14 protein-coding genes are annotated in these 20,998 nt (G+C 56.3%); 5 read left to right on the forward strand and 9 right to left on the reverse strand.

Features of this window, described 5'->3' with window-relative positions:
* Positions 1–261 precede the first annotated feature (261 nt).
* The gene (locus VOI23_RS10145; RefSeq protein ID WP_323784653.1) at positions 262–1,506 is read left to right on the forward strand and encodes a response regulator transcription factor; all 1,245 of its coding nucleotides are present in this window, start codon (positions 262–264) and stop codon (positions 1,504–1,506) included.
* Between the two features lie 40 nt (positions 1,507–1,546).
* Entirely contained in the window at positions 1,547–3,715 is a 2,169-nt protein-coding gene (locus VOI23_RS10150) for a hybrid sensor histidine kinase/response regulator (RefSeq protein ID WP_323784654.1), read from the forward strand.
* A gap of 20 nt (positions 3,716–3,735) precedes the next feature.
* On the opposite strand, the gene VOI23_RS10155 is transcribed toward VOI23_RS10150, so the two are convergent.
* From VOI23_RS10155 to VOI23_RS10175, 5 genes are all read right to left on the reverse strand, one after another.
* Positions 3,736–6,252 carry a hybrid sensor histidine kinase/response regulator gene (locus tag VOI23_RS10155; protein WP_323784655.1) on the reverse strand — a complete coding sequence of 839 codons (2,517 nt, stop codon included), beginning with the start codon at positions 6,250–6,252 and terminating at the stop codon, positions 3,736–3,738.
* Between the two features lie 351 nt (positions 6,253–6,603).
* Positions 6,604–7,440 carry a metal ABC transporter permease gene (locus tag VOI23_RS10160; RefSeq protein ID WP_323784656.1) on the reverse strand — a complete coding sequence of 279 codons (837 nt, stop codon included), beginning with the start codon at positions 7,438–7,440 and terminating at the stop codon, positions 6,604–6,606.
* Entirely contained in the window at positions 7,437–8,297 is an 861-nt protein-coding gene (locus VOI23_RS10165; protein ID WP_323784657.1) for a metal ABC transporter permease, read from the reverse strand. The genes VOI23_RS10160 and VOI23_RS10165 overlap by 4 nt, the downstream gene beginning before the upstream one ends.
* The gene (locus tag VOI23_RS10170; RefSeq protein WP_416376521.1) at positions 8,294–9,193 is read right to left on the reverse strand and encodes a manganese/iron ABC transporter ATP-binding protein; all 900 of its coding nucleotides are present in this window, start codon (positions 9,191–9,193) and stop codon (positions 8,294–8,296) included. Before VOI23_RS10170 ends, VOI23_RS10165 begins: the two co-directional genes overlap by 4 nt.
* A 28-nt stretch (positions 9,194–9,221) precedes the next feature.
* Complete coding sequence (locus VOI23_RS10175; protein WP_323784658.1) at positions 9,222–10,121, reverse strand: metal ABC transporter substrate-binding protein; 900 nt, start codon at positions 10,119–10,121, stop codon at positions 9,222–9,224.
* 288 nt (positions 10,122–10,409) lie between these two features.
* On the opposite strand from VOI23_RS10175, the gene metH reads away from it, so the two are divergent.
* Positions 10,410–14,141 (forward strand): methionine synthase, encoded by a 3,732-nt coding sequence (metH, locus tag VOI23_RS10180; protein WP_323784659.1) that lies wholly within the window; start codon positions 10,410–10,412, stop codon positions 14,139–14,141.
* Between the two features lie 90 nt (positions 14,142–14,231).
* Here metH and VOI23_RS10185 read toward each other — a convergent pair whose 3' ends face one another.
* Positions 14,232–15,212: an NAD(P)-dependent alcohol dehydrogenase gene (locus VOI23_RS10185; RefSeq protein WP_323784660.1), complete on the reverse strand. Its 981-nt coding sequence runs from the start codon at positions 15,210–15,212 to the stop codon at positions 14,232–14,234.
* 99 nt (positions 15,213–15,311) lie between these two features.
* Here VOI23_RS10185 and VOI23_RS10190 point away from each other — a divergent pair, with 99 nt between their 5' ends.
* Positions 15,312–16,193, forward strand: a complete 882-nt coding sequence (locus tag VOI23_RS10190; RefSeq protein ID WP_323784661.1) for a LysR family transcriptional regulator — start codon at positions 15,312–15,314, stop codon at positions 16,191–16,193.
* Positions 16,194–16,363: 170 nt separating this feature from the next.
* Here the strand turns inward: VOI23_RS10190 and VOI23_RS10195 are convergent, their stop codons facing one another.
* Positions 16,364–16,741: a DUF4260 family protein gene (locus VOI23_RS10195; protein ID WP_323784662.1), complete on the reverse strand. Its 378-nt coding sequence runs from the start codon at positions 16,739–16,741 to the stop codon at positions 16,364–16,366.
* A 554-nt stretch (positions 16,742–17,295) separates the two neighbouring features.
* On the opposite strand from VOI23_RS10195, the gene VOI23_RS10200 reads away from it, so the two are divergent.
* Positions 17,296–18,570 (forward strand): DEAD/DEAH box helicase, encoded by a 1,275-nt coding sequence (locus VOI23_RS10200; protein WP_323784664.1) that lies wholly within the window; start codon positions 17,296–17,298, stop codon positions 18,568–18,570.
* Between the two features lie 421 nt (positions 18,571–18,991).
* On the opposite strand, the gene VOI23_RS10205 is transcribed toward VOI23_RS10200, so the two are convergent.
* A complete protein-coding gene (locus tag VOI23_RS10205; RefSeq protein ID WP_323784665.1) occupies positions 18,992–19,144 on the reverse strand; it encodes a carbohydrate-binding module family 14 protein in 153 nt (50 codons plus the stop codon).
* A gap of 67 nt (positions 19,145–19,211) precedes the next feature.
* Positions 19,212–20,519, reverse strand: coding sequence for an adenylosuccinate lyase (gene purB / locus VOI23_RS10210; protein WP_323784666.1), 1,308 nt, complete (start codon positions 20,517–20,519; stop codon positions 19,212–19,214).
* Between the last annotated feature and the right edge of the window lie 479 nt (positions 20,520–20,998).

Here is a 20,998-nt window from a genome sequence, read left to right on the forward strand (position 1 = left end):
TATTCGGGTGTTTCGGCAGACGAGCAATTCAGCCGTATGGCCTAGCGTTCAGCCGTGTGGCCTAGTTTTTCAGGGGAAAGTTCGTTTGGGTTCTACTCAGAAAGTATGTAGGCGGGCGACTTTTGGACCCGGCCTTTAGCTTTTTGCGTGAAAAATCCGGGGTCAGGAAAAGGTAGTATGAAATCAAGGAATCGTACCCGGGCAATTGCTCAACTCAGAGCAGAGCGGAGACGACAGAATAAAAAGAGATGGATTGTTGGCATGAGTGATGGCACCCGTATTTCGCATTCTACCGATACTGAAATCGGAGGCGCTCCGCAGTTTCTGGAAGAGCAGGATTTACGTGTTCTGATCTTGTCCCAAGCGGAGGAAACGACGTTATGTGTAGATCCCCACGGTAAGATTTTTACGAATTTCGTGACCGATTGGGAAACGCTGACGCGAGAGTTGCGGCAACATGACTACGGGCTTCTGGCGCTTGAAGTCGATGCCGACGGATCGTGTTTCGATAGCGAAAAATTCTCCCTGTTACGCAAGTCCAACCCGGATCTGCATGTTGCTCTGTTCGGTGCTTCTATCCCTGTTTCGGTGGCCCGCAATGCACTTAGGACTGGGATTACCGGCATTTTTCATACCGATCAGGACGATGCACCAATGGATACGCCGTTGCGGCTTGTGGCCGAAGGCAAGGTATATCTGGAAAGCGCGATGGCAAGCCAGCTGATCGGTGAAACCGAACAATCCGATGAAAACGATCAGCCGGTGATTTCGTTGACTAATACCGTCGCTCTTGTTGCTGACGACGACGAATATTTCCGCATGGCGGTGGTGGCAATTCTGGAAGATGAATTCGGTTTCACCGATATTTTGGAGGCAAGCAATCTGGAACAGGCGAAACAGCAGATGGATGGATGCAAACGCATCGATCTGGCGTTGTTTGATCTAGGCATGCCCGGAATGTTCGGGGCCTCTTCGCTGCAGGGTTTGCGGCTGGAACACCCGCAAGTTCGGAAAATGGCGGTGGTTTCGGCCTCGCGAAATCGCAACGACGTATTGGAGGCGCTGGCCTCGGGTACCTATGGATATGTCGCCAAATCCGAAGGCATCAGCGAAATGAAGCATGCGTTGACGCAGATCCTAAAGGGCCGTGTCTATGCACCAGCTTTGTTGCAGGAACCACCCGAAACGGTAAACAAACACGTCCGGTTTTCCGTTAATGGAACTGAGAGGGTAGTTCCCGATCGTGATCCGGAACAGGTGGCAGAAGCATCCCGCTATGTGCCTGACCCTCAGAACGAAGAAATTGACCTGGAAACGATCCCCGAACTTTCGCCACGACAGCGCAAAGTGCTCGAGTTGTTGGTTCAGGGCATGTCGAACAAAGAAATCGCCCGTGAACTGGATTTGGGTATCGGTACCGTCAAGGTTCACATGACGGCGCTGTTTTCGAAACTTGGCGTTTCGAACCGGACCTCCGCCGTCGCCGTCGGCGCCCGGTTGTTGTAACGCAGAGGTATCCCTTTTTATGTCGAAAGACACGGATATCATGAAAACGCAGTTCGAGCCGGTAGATACCTACCGGCACGACAAGCGATTGCGCGGTGCGCTGATCACGCTCAGCTTTGCCGGGCTGCTGGCTGTCTTTTCCGTGTTCCAGATATTCAACATCGTTCAATTCGTCACCAACGGGGCTCAGGATATTGCTGTATCCACGCAGCGATTGAAAGCTTTGCGCGATGTCGAAGCGATTGTCGCATCCATTGGTGTTGACGTTCCCGAATACCTTGCGGTGAACAGCACCGCGTTGCTTGCTGACGTCGAGGCGGAACTTACCGCCCGCTTCGATGATCTTGATGCCCGCGGATCCGACGAAGCCGGCATGGGGATTGACGCCTTGCACAACGCCACACTGGGGTTGATGACCAGCTTGCGAACCGCGATCAAAGCCCCCGACGAAATCGCGCTGTGGGATGTGGTGGACATGCAGCGTACGGCGTTCGAGACATCTCTCCAGATTGCGATCTCTGAACAGGAACACATCGCGCATGGTGGTTTGTCTGGCTTGGTGGAAAAGTCGCAGTTTACCGTTTTCGCGCTGATTATCGTTCTGGCCGCTACCGTATTCTTGCTGACCACGGTTCTGATTACCGGATTTCGTGAAATGAAACACCGTGAAGAGGTGGAGCGGGATTTGCGCGCCGCAGTGCAACGCGCTAACGTTTCCAGTCAGGCCAAGTCGCAGTTTTTGGCCACGGTTACGCATGAACTTCGTACGCCATTGAATGCGATCATCGGTTATTCCGAATTACTTGGCGGCGAAAAACTTAGCCGGGACCAACGGCAACAGGTGTCCCGCCTGACCAATGCGGGTCAAACGCTTAGCAGGATTGTCGATGATGTCCTTGATCTGTCGCGGATCGAAGCCGGGGCCATGGAATTTCGCGATGAATCCTTCTGCCCGCGCGAATTGGTGCAAGAAGCGATCGATCTTGTTTCGGTGCATTCCTGTGCCAAAGGATTGGTGCTTACATCGGAAACCGGTCGGGAAGTTCCAAAATCTCTTCGTGGCGATCCGCTACGCCTGTCTCAGGTTCTCTTGAACCTGCTCAATAATGCGATCAAATTCACTCCTGAGGGTTTCGTCACGTTGCGGATGACTTCGCGGAGAAACGATGACGGGACGGCGCAGTTGCGGTTCGAAATTCAGGACAGTGGTATCGGTATTTCGATCGCCGATCAGGATCGGTTGTTCCAGCGGTTTGCCCAGATGGATAACGGCACGCGTGCCTATCATGGCGGCAGTGGTCTTGGATTGTCTATCTCGCAAGGCCTGATCGAACAGATGGGCGGAAAAATTAATGTATTCAGCCGTTTGGGCGAAGGGACAATTTTCTGGTTCCATGTGAACCTTCCGATTGTCGAACTCGAAACCGCGCTCGATGACGAAATTGAAGAAATGCCTGCGTCACTGAACGAGCACGTTAACAGGGTGATGCTGATCGACGATAGTGAAGACACTGCTGATGTGTTGTGTCGGATCCTGCAGCGTGAAGGCGTGCGATGCGATGCGATCACCGACGTGTCGTTGGCTGTGGATCGGATCGTCGAATGTGCGCCGGACGTGATCCTGTGCGACATGCAAATGCCCAAGATCAGCGGACACGAATTGACACGCTGTATCCGCGCCTTGCCGAAGCCTTTTGGCGACATTCCGATTGTGGCCTTTTCCGCCAGCACTATGAAATCTGATATCGAAGATATGTTGCTTGCCGGGGCGGATGGTTATTTGTCCAAACCCTTCCAGGCGCGTGATGTAACCGAAGCGATCCTCGCTGTCGTGACCAATCGTCCTGCGATCATTGAAAAGGCCGCAGCACCGATCGTAACGGTTGCCGAAACACCCGGCGAACTGGAAGATCTTATTGATCTGATGGGTGCGGATTGGGCGTTGAAATTCATTGAACGTCTGTCGCAGCGGCTTGAGCTTTTTTTCAAGGACAACAAGGATGTTGCGGAACAGATTTCATTGGTTCACAGCGTGGTCGCCGAGGCTGGTCAATTGGGTCTGCGGGATTTGGCGTGGACGGCATCCGCACTGGAAGAAGCCTTGCGCGGGGGGACTCGATCCCTGAACGAAGAAGCCCGTTTCCGCAGTGAGGCGCGCAATTTCCTCTCGCGTCTGCCGGTTTATACGTCGCGCATCCGCCAGTCTTAATAACGTCCCCAACCACAGTTTCAGATGGCGGTTTGGTTACCCTGCCTCAGGATATCTTCCAACAATGATCGCATTTTCGCTTTATCTAGCGGTTTGGACAGAACTGCATCGGCCCCCATCCTGGTCATTTCATGCGAGTCTGGCGCGCCGCTAAGGCCGAAGATCACCCCATTATAGCCTTGTTCGCGCAAAGTTCTGGTCAATTCCATCCCGTTCATGCCGGGCAGATGGATGTCGGTGATCACAACATCTGATTGCAGCGAATTGAACCGGTCCAGCAGGGCCTCTGCCGAAGATGCCCGATGCACCGAGGCAAAAATCTTCTTCAACTGGCGCTGCGTGATTTCAGCGACCAAATCGTTGTCTTCGACCAAGGCAACGTGGAGGGCGGAAAGGTCGGTTTTTTCAGGCGTCGTAGGCGAGGCCGCAATCGGTGTTCGCGTGTCTTCCGCTTGCAACGGTACCGTGACGGTGAACCTTGCCCCTCCCAGCGGACTGCGATCGTAAAGCACCGAGCCGTTGAGGGTTTCCACGAATTTTTTGACGATATACATGCCCAAACCTGTCCCTTCGGAGTCGGAAAAGACGCCGCTGTTTTGGCGGTTAAAGGGTTCAAACAGACCGGGAAGAAGGGCATCGGGAATACCGTTGCCATTGTCTTCTATGGTCCAGATGCCTTCGAGGGTCTCATCGTGCAGTTTTTCGTGATACCCAATAACCAGTTGCTGGCCTCGGGAATGGAGCACAGCATTGCGGATCAGATTTCCCAGTACCTGATGCAGTCGTCCGAAATCGGTGATCCGTACCTGACTGTACTGCGGTGCAATGCGCAAATCGACCGAAATTCCCGCCTCTTCGGCTATCATTCGGTATACGCCAGTCAGATGATTGAGGAATTCATTGGGCCGGAACGTGGACATGGTGGCCTGCGACAGGTCTTCGTCTCGTACTGCGCTGCCCAGATCTTTCATCAATGTCAGGCACTGGTCCAGAACAATGCCGAAGCGGGGCCCCAGTTTGTCCCAATCCTCCTGTTCATTCATTTGATCCGCCAGCATTTTGAGGATCGCCACGGGGGTGTGCAATTCATGCGAGATTAGCGCAAACAGGCGATGTTGCCGGTCCTTACTGATTTCCAACTGATGCAATGCATCCTCAAGCGCGCTGGATATGTTATGCAGTTCCGTGATGTCGGTGATCGTACCCAGTGAGACCAGCCCAAATTGCCAAGAGGTTTCAGAAATGAAATTCATCCGAAAAACGCGGATGTCTTTGGCTTCGGAATAGGGCGCGGTATCGGACATGCGCACGATGATCTGTCGTGGCTCAGGGTCGTACCGTGCCCAAAGCTGCGATACCAAACGCGCATCATCCGGGTGCATCCGCTGGAATGTTTCGGGTCCGGATGCACTGAGTGGACGGTTTGGATTTCGGCGGATGTTTTCGTCAATCCAGAAGCGCTGCAATCCGGCGCTATAGACGAAATACCCAAATTTTGCGAATTCGAACGACGTTAAAAGCATTTCCTGAACGCGGGTGGCCTGACGTTCGAGCACATATCGGTTCAACAAGATCAGATCGCAGATCGAAAGTACGAGAAGCAGCGCTGCTGAAACCAAATGTTCCTGTGTTGTGCTTTGGGGGGCGTTCGGCAGGATTACGGCTTGCAGCAGCAATCCGGTCAAGCTGATTGAAATTGCAGTGGGCAGAGGAAAAATGAACCTCAGCACAAGAGCCAGAATGATGGTCGTCACATGTTCGGTCTTCCAGCCAAGATAGCTGTCGATCAGACCGGAACCGAGGAACAGCAGCAACAGCGGCAAATAGCGTGGGATTTTGCTGAATTTAGGCGGATACAACGTAATTATCAGCAACGAGGCCGCGATGGTGCCCCCTGTCACCATATGAGCAACGATCATCGGTGCCATCGACCCAAAAGTGCCGATCTTCAGGACTTCGGCCACATAAGCGGTTGCTGCCAGCGCCATGGCCAATCCAATAAGAATGGACATCACAAGAAGGGCCGATACCAATGCGACGCCCAATGTAATTTTGTTCGTTAAATTGGCGATCCTTTTCGATACGAACCGGGTGCTCAACCCAAGGGTGCCCCCCAGCACGAAATTGAATCCGGCCGCCAGTAGCAGAAATTTACCGATGCCGATGGATTGGGGTAAATTCAGGATTCCCGTATGGATAGCCCATGTGCTGGGAAACACGAAAAGAGGCAGGAATGCCGCAATGAAAAAAAACAGCTTTTGGGGCGGGAAAACTGCAAATCCCAGTAATAGCAATACGGTGGCCGGGTGCGGCACATGTTGAACAATGGTCATTTCAGGCAGGCTGATCGGCGTCTGCGGATTGCAGACGGCATAGATCAATGCCGTCGAGAAACCTATCAACAGGAAGAATACGAACTCAAATCTACGATCCAGAAGGTCCTGAATCGCGAGAGTTCGCGGTTTTTGCAGCAGCGCTTGGATGAGCGGCCGGTCTTCTTCGCTTCCTACGCTGGGATAAATGTCGCGAGTGCGCAATTTATGCGTTTCTCCGATGCTCTAAATGGACCCCCTAAAACAACAACGCAAACTCAACTTTTTAATTTGTTTGGGTGAGAAATAATACCTTAACGAATGAGCAGACCAACAAAAACACCTTTGGCCAAACTGTGCAATCAGTAATTGGCTTTGTGTTTGGCGAAGCAGGGGAAAGGTGAAAATGTTTTCCCCTGCTGCAACATGAACCTAAGTGCGATTCACTTTTTCGTGCCGTCAAACAATGTGGTCCGATGCAAGCATCGTAAAGATGAAGTATTCGGCAGCTACATCCATTAGATGGAGAGGATGGTCACGGGCCGGCCCGGATTTAATGGGCCAAAGGAAAGAGGATCAGACCGGTTTTTCCTGCCGGCGGCGGTTCACAAGGCTTTGCCGCGCAAAGGCCAGAAGGAAAAAGCCTGTCAGGATCAGGATGATCGTCGGGGCAGGGGCGCTGTCGATGAAGAAACTCAGATAGGTGCCCGCCAGCATCGAAACCATGCAGACGCCGACCGCAACCGCCATCATCGCGCCAAATCGGCGCACGGTCAGAAAGGCAATGGCCCCCGGAGCGATCAGCAATCCGATTGCCAGGATCAGGCCGGAGGCAGACAGCGTCGCTACGATCGTCAGCGACAGTAGCGTCAGCAGCCCGTAATGCAGCAAGCCGACGCGCAGACCTGACACACGGGCCTGAGCGGGGTCGAATGCATGCAGCATCAGATCCTTCCAGTTCACAAGCAGCAGCACCGAAACGATCAGCGAAATGACCCCTGCAGTCCACAGATCCTCGGCTCCGACGCCCAGCATATTGCCGAACAGGATATGATCCAGATGCGCGTTGGTTTCGATCGAGGTATATAGAATGATGCCGATGCCAAACATGCTGGAAAACACCACGCCCATCACTGTGTCCTGCTTTACCCGGCTGTTTTCGGACAAATAGCCAGTGGTTACCGCACAGAACATTCCGGCAGCGAAAGCGCCGATGATCAATGGAAGGCCAATGATATAAGCCAGAACGATGCCCGGCAGGACCGCATGGCTGATGGCGTCGCCCATCAGTGCCCAGCCTTTCAGAACCAGGAAACACGATAGCAACGCCGTCGGTACAGCCACCATGGCGGCAATCCAGAAGGCGTTCTGCATGAAGGGGAATTGTAGCGGGAAAAGCAGGGTATCGATCATGTTGCGTCCTCTTCCAGCGCGGCACGGGCCTTGGCGCGGGCGGCCAATAGCCCGTGTTTCGGGGCAAAGAAAAAGGCGGTCAGGAAAACCGATGCCTGCAGAGTGACGATAACGCCGCCGGTGGCCCCGTCCAGAAAATAGCTCAGATAAGCGCCGAAGAAGCTGCTCAGCACGCCGATTGTGACCGAGGTCATAATCAGGCGCGGGAAACGGTCGCAAAGCAGATAGGCAGTTGCCCCCGGCGTCACCACCATCGCAACGACCAGGAACGCCCCCACCGTTTGCATCGCCGCCACGACCGAGGCCGATAGCAGGGCAAAGAAGACCAGCTTGAGTACTTTGGGGTTGAGCCCGACAGACCGCGCGTGATTTTCATCGAAAAACGTGACCATCAGGTCTTTCCATTTGACGATCAGAACCGCCAGTGACACGAAACCGATCAGGGCCAGCTGCAACGTGTCCTCAGGCGTGATCGCCAGGATATTGCCCATGGTGATCGTCTGCACGCTGATTGAGGTCGGGTTGATCGATACCATAAACAGCCCTAGTCCGAAAAAGCTGGTGAAGATCAACCCGATGATCACGTCGATTTTCAGCCCGGAACGGTCCGACAGAAACAACATTGCACCGGCGGCCAGCCCACCGGCGATGAAGGCCCCCAACGCAAAGGGCAGGCCTAGCGCATAGGCCCCTACCACGCCCGGCACCACCGAATGGCTGAGCGCGTCACCGATCAGCGACCAGCCTTTCAGCATCAGATAGGCCGACAGAAATGCACAGACCCCGCCGACGAGCGCCGAGACCCACATCGCATTGGCCATATAGCCATAGCTGAAAGGTTCCAGCAGCAGGGTCATGCGCCATTCCCCGGCGTCTTGTCCTTGGCCCCATATTGGACAAAGGGCCGTTCATCGTCGGTCAGGATACTGACCTGACGCGGGTCGTCATCATCATGTAATTCATTGCCGCCCAGAGTGAATTGCCGCAAAACGCCACCGAAGGCGGTCTTGAGGTTGGCCGGGGTAAAGGTGGTCTCGGTCGGGCCAAAGGCCAGCACGGTCTGTTTGACCAGTACAGTGCGGTCGCAGAATTCGGGTACCGATCCCAGGTTATGGGTCGAAACCAGCATCACCCGGCCTTCGTCCCGCAAATCGCGCAACAGAGCGATGATCTGATCTTCGGTTTTCACATCGACGCCGGTGAAAGGTTCGTCAAGCAAGATGACCTGACCGTCCTGTGCCAGAGCGCGGGCCAGAAAGACACGTTTGCGCTGACCGCCGGACAGTTCGCCGATCTGACGATGCCGGTAATCGGTCATGTTCACCCGCGCCAGGGCGTTTTCCACCGCATCGCGGTCCTGTTTTGACGGTCGGCGCAGAAACCCCATATGGCCATAGCGGCCCATCATTACCACGTCTTCGACCAGAACCGGGAAAGCCCAGTCCACTTCTTCGGATTGCGGCACATAGGCGACCAGGTTTTCTTTCAAGGCTTGTTTCACCGTCCGACCCAGTAGGCGAATATCGCCCTTGGAAACCGGAACGAAACCCATGATCGCCTTGAACAGGGTGGATTTCCCGGCCCCGTTCACACCAACCAAAGCGGTTACCGTGCCGCGCGGGATCTCGAAACTGGCATTGCGCAGCGCGGTATGACCGTTGCGATAGGTGACCGTCACATCCGACGCGTATATTCCACCGCCCGGACCTGTTTCGGCGATTTGGGTTGCAAGCATTTTTGAATCGAAAGCCATGGTTCTATATCTTTTCTGTCTTGTAGCCTTAATCTGAAGCGCTGGTGAGCCCGGTTACGATGGTCTGTGATGTTACGCGCAGAAGATCGAGATAGGTCGGCACGGGCCCGTCCGCTCCGGACAGGCTATCGACATAGAGCACACCGCCAAATGTCGATCCTGTTTCCCGCGCCACCTGTTTGGCCGGGGCCGAACTGACCGTGCTTTCGCAGAACACCGCCGGAACATCATGTGCGCGCACACCGTCGATGACCGACCGAACCTGTTGTGGCGTGCCGGTCTGATCAGCATTTATCGGCCAGAGATAGAGTTCATTCAGCCCGAAATCGCGTGCCAGATAGCTGAAGGCGCCTTCGCAGGTGACCAGCCAGCGTTTGTTTTCTGGGATCTGTTGAATTTTGGCCTTTAGAGGACCCAGCGTCGTGCGCAGCCTGTCTTTGTAGTCTTCGGCATTGGCGAGGTAGATTTCTGCATTGCCGGGATCGTGTTCGGCAAAGGCGGCGGCGATATTGTCGATATAGACAATCGCGTTTTCCAGACCCATCCAGGCGTGGGGGTTGGGTTTGCCTTCGTATTCACCTTCGGCGATGGAGATCGGTTCGATCCCGTCGCTGAGTGTGACCGAAGGAACGTTGCGCAGATTGTGTAGGAATTGTTCGAACCAAAGTTCCAGATTTAACCCATTCCACAGGATCAGGTCGGCATCATGAGCGCGCACGATATCGCGTGGGGTGGGTTCGTATCCGTGAATTTCGGCTCCGGGCTTGGTGACTGATACCACTTCGGCCGCGTCGCCGGCCACATTTTGCGCCATGTCGGCCAGAACCGTGAAAGTGGTGACCACTTTCATTTTATCCGCCAAGGCAGGGGCCGTGGTCAGCACAAAGAGCGCAAGCGACGCCGCGAATTTTTGACCTGAATTGTGCATCGACGCTTGTTCCTTTTCCGCTCTGTTGTGATGTTGGTAATGAAAATGATAATTATTCGCAAGAAGAAAGTAGGCCCGAATGGAACCCCAATAGAACAGGTGCCTGTTTATTGACCGGTATTAAACCTGTCCGGGAAACGCGCCATGAATTCGTCTGGTCGCAGCCCGCGCGGCGGATGTTGAGGCGTACTCATATAAATCATGATAATTATGAATTTGGTTCGAAGTGCCGTTTCCCATAGAGAGGGGCGGATTGCCCCGGCGACATTTCCCAGTAGGAGACCCCCCATGCTGCCCCGCTCCCCCGTTTTCGATCGCCTGCAAACTGCCGCCAAGGACCGGATTCTGATCCTGGACGGGGCGATGGGAACCCAGATTCAGAAGTTGGGATTGGGCGAAGACGATTTCAACGGCCACGGTTCTGGGTGTAGTTGCCATATCCATTCGGATCAGCCGCAGAAGGGTAACAATGACCTGCTGAACCTGACCCGTCCCGAAATGATCGAAGAGATTCATTTTCAATACGCGATGGCGGGTGCGGATATCGCCGAGACCAACACCTTTTCCTCTACGGTCATCGCCCAAGCCGATTATAAACTGGAAGACAAGGTCGATGTACTTAATTTCGAAGGGGCCCGGCTGGCCCGCGCCGCGATGGACCGGGCCGAATCCGAAGATGGCCGCGCCCGTTTTGTGGCTGGGGCGCTTGGGCCCACCAACAGAACCGCTTCGATCAGCCCGGACGTGAACAACCCGGGTTATCGCGCTGTTACTTTTGACGATTTACGCCGCGCCTACCTGCAACAGGCGCGCGCATTGATTAAGGGCGGGGCAGATATCCTGCTGATCGAAACCATTTTCGACACGCTGAATGCCAAGGCGGCGATTTTCGCCTGCGAAGAGGTATTCATCGAAAACGGCCAACGGCTACCGGTGATGATTTCGGGCACGATCACCGACTTGTCGGGACGCACGCTGTCGGGTCAGACACCGACCGCCTTCTGGCATTCTGTGCGCCATGCCCAGCCGTTGACCGTCGGGCTGAACTGCGCTTTGGGGGCCAATGCGATGCGGCCGCATCTGGCGGAACTGGCAGGCGTGGCCGATACAATGATCTGTGCCTACCCCAATGCCGGGCTGCCCAATGAAATGGGCGAATATGACGAAACACCCGAAACGATGGCTGAACAGATCGCCGGATTTGCCCGTGATGGGTTGGTCAATATCGTTGGCGGCTGTTGCGGGTCGACATATGATCACATCCGCGCGATTGCGACGGCAGTTCAAGGACTTGCACCGCGTAAGTTACCCGAAATATCCCCTCAAATGCGCCTGTCAGGGCTGGAGCCGTTCACGCTGACCAAGGAAATTCCTTTCGTCAATGTCGGCGAGCGCACCAATGTGACCGGGTCGGCCCGGTTCCGTAAATTGATCACCAATGGCGATTATGCCGCTGCCTTGGATGTTGCCCGCAGCCAAGTTGAAAACGGTGCCCAGATCATCGACGTGAACATGGATGAGGGGTTGATCGACAGCAAGCAGGCGATGGTGGAATTCCTCAACTTGATCGCTTCGGAACCTGACATCGCCCGCGTTCCTGTCATGATCGACAGTTCCAAGTGGGAAGTGATCGAGGCCGGACTGCAATGCGTGCAGGGCAAATCGGTGGTCAATTCGATCTCGATGAAGGAAGGCGAAGAAAGTTTCCTGAAACAGGCGCGGCTGTGCCGGGCCTATGGCGCGGCGGTGGTCGTCATGGCTTTCGATGAGGACGGGCAGGCCGATACCGAGGACCGCAAGGTCGAAATCTGTACCCGCGCCTATAAGCTTTTGACCGAAGAGGTGGGTTTTCCTCCCGAAGACATCATCTTCGACCCCAATGTCTTTGCCGTCGCCACCGGCATTGAGGAGCATAATAATTACGGAGTCGATTTCATCGAGGCTACCCGCCGTATCACCAGCAACCTGCCGCATGTGCATGTCTCGGGCGGGGTGTCGAACCTGTCGTTTTCGTTCCGCGGCAACGAACCGGTGCGCGAAGCGATGCATGCGGTGTTTTTGTATCACGGCATCCAGGCCGGAATGGATATGGGTATCGTCAATGCCGGTCAGTTGGCGGTCTATGATCAGATCGACCCGGATCTGCGCGACGCCTGCGAAGACGTGGTGCTAAACCGTCGCCCCGACGCCACCGAACGGATGCTGGAGGTCGCCGAGAAATATCGTGGTCAGGGTGGATCCAAAGGCGTTGAAAAGGATCTCAGCTGGCGCGAATGGCCGGTGGATAAACGGCTGGAACATGCGCTGGTCAATGGGATCACCGAATATATCGATGCCGATACCGAAGAGGCCCGGCTTGCCGCCGAGCGCCCGCTGCACGTGATTGAAGGCCCGTTGATGGCTGGCATGAACGTGGTGGGGGATCTGTTCGGTGCGGGCAAGATGTTCCTGCCGCAAGTGGTGAAATCGGCGCGGGTGATGAAACAGGCAGTGGCGATTTTGCTGCCGTTCATGGAACAGGAAAAGGACGGGACCGCGCAAAGTGCGGGTAAGGTCCTGATGGCGACGGTCAAGGGCGATGTGCACGATATAGGCAAGAATATCGTCGGCGTCGTATTGGCCTGTAACAATTATGAAATCATCGATCTGGGCGTGATGGTTCCGGCGGAAAAAATTCTGGATACAGCACGCGAACAGAAGGTCGATATCATCGGTCTGTCGGGGCTGATCACGCCCTCCTTGGATGAAATGGTCCATGTCGCAAGCGAAATGGAACGGCTGGGTATGGACCTGCCGCTGCTGATCGGCGGGGCGACCACCTCCAAGATGCATACGGCGGTGAAAATCCATCCCAATTACGCCAAGAACCAGGCGGTCTATGTCACCGATGCGTCGCGTGCGGTGGGGGTCGTTTCGGCGCTGCTGTCGCCACAGCAAAAAACCGGTTTCGTCACCGATATTCGCGAAGAATATGCCAAGATCGCGGAAAAATATGCCCGCGCCGAGCTGGCGAAAAAACGTATATCTGTAGCCCAGGCGCGGGAAAACGCCCTGAAACTGGACTGGGCCGGTTATGACGCGGTCACACCGTCCTTCCTTGGGACACGTAGCTTCGATGGTTGGGATCTGGCCGAATTGGCCCGCTATATCGACTGGACGCCGTTTTTCCAGAGCTGGGAATTGAAAGGCGTTTATCCGAAGATTCTTCAGGACGAAAAGCAAGGCGAAGCCGCGCGAAATCTGTTTGCGGACGCTCAGGACATGCTGCGCCGGATCATAGACGAAAACTGGTTCCACCCGCGCGCTGTCGTGGGATTCTGGCCCGCCAATGCCACAGGCGACGATATCCGTCTGTTCACCGATGATGGCCGGACCGAAGAGCTGGCGGTGCTGCACACATTACGTCAGCAATCGGCCAAGCGCGCCGGGCGGCCTAATGTGGCGCTGTCTGATTTCGTGGCTCCCATTGGCCAGCCCGACTATGTTGGCGGGTTCGTGGTCACCACTGGGGCAGAAGAGGACGCGATTGCAAAGGCGTTCGAAGGTAAGAACGACGATTACAGCTCTATCATGGTCAAGGCGCTGGCCGACCGTTTCGCCGAAGCCTTTGCTGAACGGATGCACGAATACGTCCGCAAGGAATTGTGGGCCTATGCCCCGGATGAGGCACTTTCGAATGCCGATCTGATCCACGAAGCCTATGCAGGCATTCGCCCCGCACCAGGCTATCCGGCGCAGCCGGACCACACGGAAAAATCTACCTTGTTCAAGCTATTGGATGCCGAAGCTTCCACCGGTGTCGCTCTGACCGACAGCTACGCGATGTGGCCCGGTGCGTCGGTATCAGGGTTTTATATCGCGCATCCGGATGCCTACTATTTCGGTGTCGCCAAGGTCGAACGCGATCAGGTAGAAGACTATGCCGCACGCAAGGGCATGAGCATGGCAGCGGCCGAGCGTTGGCTTGGCCCGATCCTGAATTATCGCCCCGGTAATATCAAAGGGGTCGCAGCCGAATAGGCATGCAGCGGCTCTCGGGCCGCTCGACGTGCCGGGTTGGCGAGAGGCGGATCGTGACCACGATAGTCAGGTTACCAAATCCCGCCTGCCTCAGACGACCACGACGTTGCCGCGTTTGTGGCCGGTTTCCATGTGGCGATGGGCCTCAATCAGATCCGCCAGAGGGTAGACCCGGTCGAGCACAGGGCAGAGCGTTCCAACGTCCACCATCGTCAGGAGGTGGTCAAGATGACTGCGCAGCTTCTCCGGTGCTTGCAGCCCGGTCGCGGCAAAAAATGCCCGCCGACCGCTGGTCAGGCGGCTGAGCAACATTGCCCCAACAAGCCGAAGTGTCAGGACAGGGCAGATGTAGTGTCCCGTATCCGTCAAACGCGCCTTTGCGGCACCAAAGGAACTGACGCCGATTGTGTCGAAGATGACGTCATACCGGTCGGGAAGGGCGCGAAAATCCTCGCGGGTATAGTCGATGATCCGCTCGGCACCCAATCCGGCGACGAAGAACGTGTTACGTGTGCTGCAGGTGGCGGTGACATGGGCCCCGGCAGCCGCAGCAATCTGCACCGCCGCGCTACCAAGGCTGCCCGCGCCGCCCAGGATCACGATGCGCTGCCCAGCTTTCACCTGTGTAAGTTTGTGCAGGAAATGATACGAGGTCAGCGGGCCGTCGCACATGACCGCAGCTTCTTCATGTGAAAGCGTATGAGGCTTTTTCATAAGGATGCTGCTTTCGTCGAGACAGATATGGCTGGCATTTGCCCCGAATTTCAGGCCCGCCTCGCCAAAGACGGCGTCACCGACGGCAAACCGGCTGACCCGGTCCCCAACCGCGATCACTTCGCCCGAAAGTCCGGTTCCCGACAGGTTCTGTCGGGGGCGTCGCAGGCCAAGAAAGAGACGGGCAAAGCGCGGCGTGCCCGCGCGCATCATGCCGTCGGCACGGGTAACGGCCGAGGCATGTATACGGATCAGGACTTCGGTGGGGCCGGGGGTCGGAATCGGCAGCGTCACAGGGGTGAGACGGTCCGGGGCACCATAGCGTTCGATGCTCCATGCGGAGAATGTGGCAGTCATGGCTTTGGTCCTTACATGTTGACTGAGGTCGGATCTAATGGATAGATTTGAAACCGGATATTGACCAATTCGATCCGGTGTGGTTCAAAATCGTTCCACATGGTGGATTGGAAGTCTCTTCCGGCCTTTCTGGCCGTTGCGCGGGTGGGATCGCTGCGCGGAGCTGCGGAGCAGCTCGTCAGCACCCATGCGACGGTGCGCCGACAGATCGAGGGGCTTGAGGCGCAATTGGGCGTTCAGCTGTTTCGGCGCGGTGCAGGCGGGTTGCAGCTGACGGCTGCGGGCCGCAGGCTTTTGCCGCAGGCGCTAGAGGCCGAAGCCGCGCTGCGCAAGGGATTCAACGCGGTGCAGGGGCTCGACCGCGAAGCCGCGGGGCGCATTCACCTTTCCGCTGATCCGATGACCGCGCATTTTCTGCTGGCACCCATTCTTGCCGAGTTCCTGTCGCTTTATCCGGATATTCATATCGACCTGAACCTCTCCTTCGGTATCGATTCCATCGAAAAGCTCGAAACCGATGTCTCGATCCGCCATGTTCGCGAGGTCACCGGGGATGCCGTGGGTCGCAAGCTTTTCCCTTTGTCGCTCGGTGTCTTTGCCGCACGGTCCTATATCGACAGACACCTGCACGATGCCGGACCACGCGGCGAAGGTCTGACATGGTTGGGATATGGAGAGGTGCCTGAATTGCAGGCCCTGATCGCCGCCTCGCCGTTCCCACGCGCACAAGTCCGTCATGCCATCCCGGACCCCGAAATGCATCTGCACCTCGCACGGGCCGGGGCGGGGATGACATATTTGGCCGCCTGGGTGCAAAGCGTCTTTCCAGAATTGCAGCGCGTACCGGGAACCGAGCTTGACCAGAGCCGTTCGACTTGGGTGCTTCTGCACGGTGATCTGCGCCGGGTGCACCGCGTCAGGCTCTTCGTGGATTTCCTTTGCGAGAGCCTCCTTGAGCGGCGGGCTGATTTCATCGGCTGATGCTGCGGCATTGAACCTGCGCGCACTTCCGGTGGTTGGAAAAGATCGTAACACGGCTGAAAATCAGACAATCGCACCCAATCCGAATACGGCACCTGCGGCATCTTCAAGTGCCGGAATGGTCGAGGAAAGCCTGCACGTTGGCCAATCGCAGCGCTTGGGTAGGTCGGTCAGGCGGCGCGTCCGATCCGTCCGAGATGGGTGACAGAGAAGGATGTTCCGGATTTGGGCCCATACCCCAGCGCCCTGTCTAGGCCGATATGTGCCACCCAGATGCAGGCGAGGGGCAGGAGCGAGTGAAGCGTCCAGACGCCGACTGCGCCGAGAAGTGCCGGGGCGGCATAGGTATGGGCAAGATTGTAGAGGCGTGTACCGGTCCGAAGTCCGGACAAGTAGCCGATTATGGCAAGGTCAGGTACCAGAGCAAACAGGACCAGCATAAGCCAGCCATCGGCAAGCATCGAATAACCTGCGAGGCCAGCGGCAAAGGCGGCTGCGCCTTCGATACGCAGAAGGGCGAGGATGGAGCGGCTATTGGTCGGTGTCATGGCAGAGGTCCTTTAGCGTTTGGTATGAAGTGCTGTCTGCCAGTCGGCTGGTGGGAATGTAATTGTGGAATTTTCTATACCGGCTATTCATCTTTATAAGGACATAAGGCTCGGCTGGGTGCTTTGGTCGTTCTGGGCCGTGGCTGATACTGATCGTTTGTCTGTGGTCGTCTCGAATGACTTAACGACCTTGCAGGGCCGTATGCTGATCGTTTCTGACGACACCGAGACGGCAGAACAGCCCTAGCGCGGACTTGCGTATTTCGCTCAAGCTGATCTGCGGTTTCGAAACCAAAGCTTGACAGATGCCGGCCAGTCCCCCATATCGGCAGTGTCGCTGCGCTGCCGCGTGAGCATGCCGTGCCCTCAATCGGGCAAACAGCGTACAAAATTTCCAGTTCCCCATCACGCAGGGTTCCTGACGCGAAGACCGGATGGCGCGGGAGAAGCCCGCCTGTCCCGAGGTCCCGCGAACCCTCGCAAGCCGTGCAATCACGGCCCAAGCAACACAGCCGTGTTTGGCGTTAGCCATGCGCGGTGACAAAGGATACGACTTGCTCGATTTTGATATGCTCGGTCTTGCACCGACACTGAACGACGCTCTGAAACGCGCCGGATTTACTGAACCTACCCCGATCCAGAACCAAGCCATTCCGCTGGCCATGCAGGGCCATGACATTCTGGGTCTGGCCCAGACCGGTACCGGCAAGACGCTGGCCTTCGGCCTGCCGTTGATCGATGCTTTGTTGGCCCAGTCTGGCAAACCTGCCCCGAAAACCGCCAAGGCGCTGATCCTGGCCCCGACGCGCGAACTGGTGAATCAGATCGCCGACAGCCTGCGGGTATTGACCGATGGGTCGAAAATTCGCGTGGCCACCGTGGTTGGGGGCCAATCCATTGGGCGGCAGATCAACCTGCTGGCGCGCGGCACCGATATTCTGGTGGCGACGCCCGGACGTCTGATTGACTTGATGGACCGTCGCGCGGTTGATCTGCGGTCGGTCTGCCATCTGGTGCTGGACGAAGCTGATCAGATGCTGGACATGGGGTTCATCCATGCGCTGCGCAAAATCGCGCCGCAATTGGGCACACCGCGCCAGACCATGCTGTTTTCGGCGACGATGCCGAAACAGATGGAAGAACTGAGCCGCGCTTATCTGGACAATCCGCGCCGGGTGCAGGTGTCGCCGCCGGGCAAGGCGGCCGATAAGGTCACCCAGTCGGTTCATTTTCTGGAAAAACCGGCGAAGCAGTCCAAGCTGCGCGAAATCCTGTCGCGCGATACGGATGCTTTGACATTGGTTTTTGCCCGCACCAAACATGGCGCGGAAAAGCTGATGAAGGGTCTGGTCGCCGATGGTTATAACGCCGCCTCGATCCACGGCAACAAAAGCCAGGGTCAGCGCGACCGTGCGATCAAGGCGTTTCGTGACGGTACCATTACGGTTCTGGTTGCCACGGATGTGGCCGCACGCGGTATCGACATTCCCGGCGTGGCCTATGTTGTAAATTACGAATTGCCGGAAGTGCCGGATAACTATGTTCACCGGATTGGCCGGACCGCGCGTGCCGGGCGCGAAGGCGAGGCGATTTCGTTCTGCGCCGCAGAAGAGGTTGATCGGTTGCATCAGATTCAGAAGCTGATGAAAATCGAAGTGCCGGTCGCCAGCGGCACCATGCCGAAATTCGTCGCCGAGGAAAAAAGCAAAGGCCGTTCGGGCGGTCAACGCAGCCGTGGACGCGGATATGGCGGGGGCGGTGCGAATAACAGTTCCAAACCCGGCGCGGGTTCAAAGCGGCGCCGGCCACGGCGCAGCCACGCGGCTTGAAACGCGATAGATTGATACGATCAGCCGGAACAGAGTTCCGGCTGATTTCGTTTTGGCCCAAATCCATTGGGGGCTGGCCGGGGATGGCTGAACACCTGGCAATATCGGTAGGGCGCGGTTCCCCGCTTATGCCCCTTATTTTTATCGTAATATTTTGAATCTGATATAGTCTTGATCCTAGATGCGGGGATCACATGAAAAAACGACCGACATCCCGAACGGCCTTAGGGGCCGCGACCCTGTTCGTCGTTTGGGTCGTGCAGTGGGGAAGCGTCAGCTTGGTGAAATGGTCTATGCATTTCATCCGCCGATGACCGCAATCTGCGGTTTGATTTGGGCTGACCATTTGATGCGCGCAAAAAACCGCTGAAGCGGCAATACCGGCTATGCCCCTGTCATGGGTGACTGACGGACGCCTAGCCTATCCGGTGACCTTGATGCAGCTTTTGGTTTCGCTGTCCCAGACGGCGCCATCGGCGCAGGACATCGCCTGTTGATGATCGCCGAAACATTCGGCGAAAGCCGTCAGCGGGGCGAGTGTCAGTATGATTGTAGTCAAAGCGATCTTGAGCATAAAAAAGCTCCCTGTCATGCGTTGAACAATGACAGGGAGCATAGCATAGGTCTCGATTTTCGCGAAATCAGGATTCGCCGAACACCCGTTTGAAGATCGTGTCGACATGTTTGGTGTGGTAATCCATGTCGAATTTTTCGTTGATGCCATCCACACCAAGGGCGCCGACCACGTCCTTGTCTGCCAGAAGCTGTTCGCGGAAATCAACACGGTCTTCCCAGACTTTCAGCGCGTTGCGCTGCACCATGGCATAGGCATCTTCGCGCGATACACCGGCCTGTGTCAGCGCCAGCAACACCCGCTGAGACATCACCAGCCCTGGGAATTTGTTCATGTTGTCCAGCATGTTTTGCGGGAAAATCAGCATTTTCTCGATCACGCCGGCCAGACGGTTCAGGGCGAAATCCAAGGTTACGGTGGCGTCCGGGGCGATCCCGCGTTCGACCGAACTATGAGAGATATCCCGTTCGTGCCACAGCGCCACGTTTTCCATAGCGGGGATTACGGTCATACGCACCAGACGGGCCAGACCGGTCAGGTTTTCGGTCAGAACCGGGTTCTTTTTATGCGGCATCGCGGATGACCCTTTTTGCCCCATCGAGAAGAATTCCGCACCTTCCAGCACCTCGGTCCGCTGCATGTGGCGAATCTCGATAGCGACGTTTTCGATCGAGCTGGCGATCACGCCCAGCGTGGCGAAAAACATCGCGTGGCGGTCGCGCGGGATCACCTGGGTGGAGATCGGTTCAGGGGTCAGGCCCAGCATCTTGCAGACGTGTTCTTCGACGCGCGGGTCGATATTGGCGAATGTGCCGACAGCACCGGAAATCGCACCGGTGGCGATTTCCTCACGCGCCAGTTTCAGGCGCGCCAGGTTGCGATCCATTTCGGCATAGAACCGGGCAAAGGTCAGGCCCATGGTGGTGGGCTCGGCGTGGATGCCGTGGCTGCGACCGACGCGGACGGTCATTTTATGCTCCATCGCACGTACTTTCAGGGCGGCCAGAAGTTTTTCCAACCCCTTGATCAGAATGTCCGCAGCGCGCACCAGCTGCACGTTCAGGCAGGTATCCAGCACATCCGATGACGTCATGCCCTGATGCACGAAACGGGCTTCTTCGGACCCGACATGTTCGGCCAGATGGGTCAGGAATGCGATGACGTCGTGTTTGGTGACGGCTTCGATTTCATCGATGCGGGCGACGTCGAATTCAACGTCCTTGGCCTTCCACACGGCGTCGGCGTTTTCGCGCGGGATCACGCCCAGATCGGCCATGGCGTCACAGGCATGCGCTTCGATTTCGTACCAGATCTTGAACTTGGTTTCGGGCGACCAGATGGCGACCATTTCGGGGCGGGAATAGCGGGGGATCATCGTCAAATTCCTTGGAAAGCTGGCGTTGTGGCTGTCTTTAGCGGTGGGAGCGGTTCACAGCAAGGGCAGGGGCAGGGATATGTCGCCGCATAGGGCGATTATGATCTGCGCTGGAAGGGCTGCGCGCGAATACCGACCGGCGGTGTGAACCGATTGAGACGGATAGGTATCTGCAAGAAGGGTGCGTTCATAGCTGAAGAAAGGATTTGTACCGAACGGAGCGGGTAAAGCTTCGAACGGAGGGGCTAATTTGAACGCTAAATGCGGTAAAAACCTATCATAGGTATAGGTCCAATTTGGACAGACTTGTGCGTTTAGAAAATTGGAAAGTTTTTCGAGGTCCTGCCGGGTAAATCAGTGCAAACAAATCGTTGATGCACCCCGGATCGGTACCGCGTATCGCTGGATTTTTCTGCCTGACCGTGGTGGCCCGGAAAATCCTATGTCATGTGTTTGGCATATACCCGCCAGGATCATGT

This window comes from Thalassovita sp. (genome assembly GCF_034670005.1).
Taxonomy (GTDB): domain Bacteria; phylum Pseudomonadota; class Alphaproteobacteria; order Rhodobacterales; family Rhodobacteraceae; genus Thalassobius.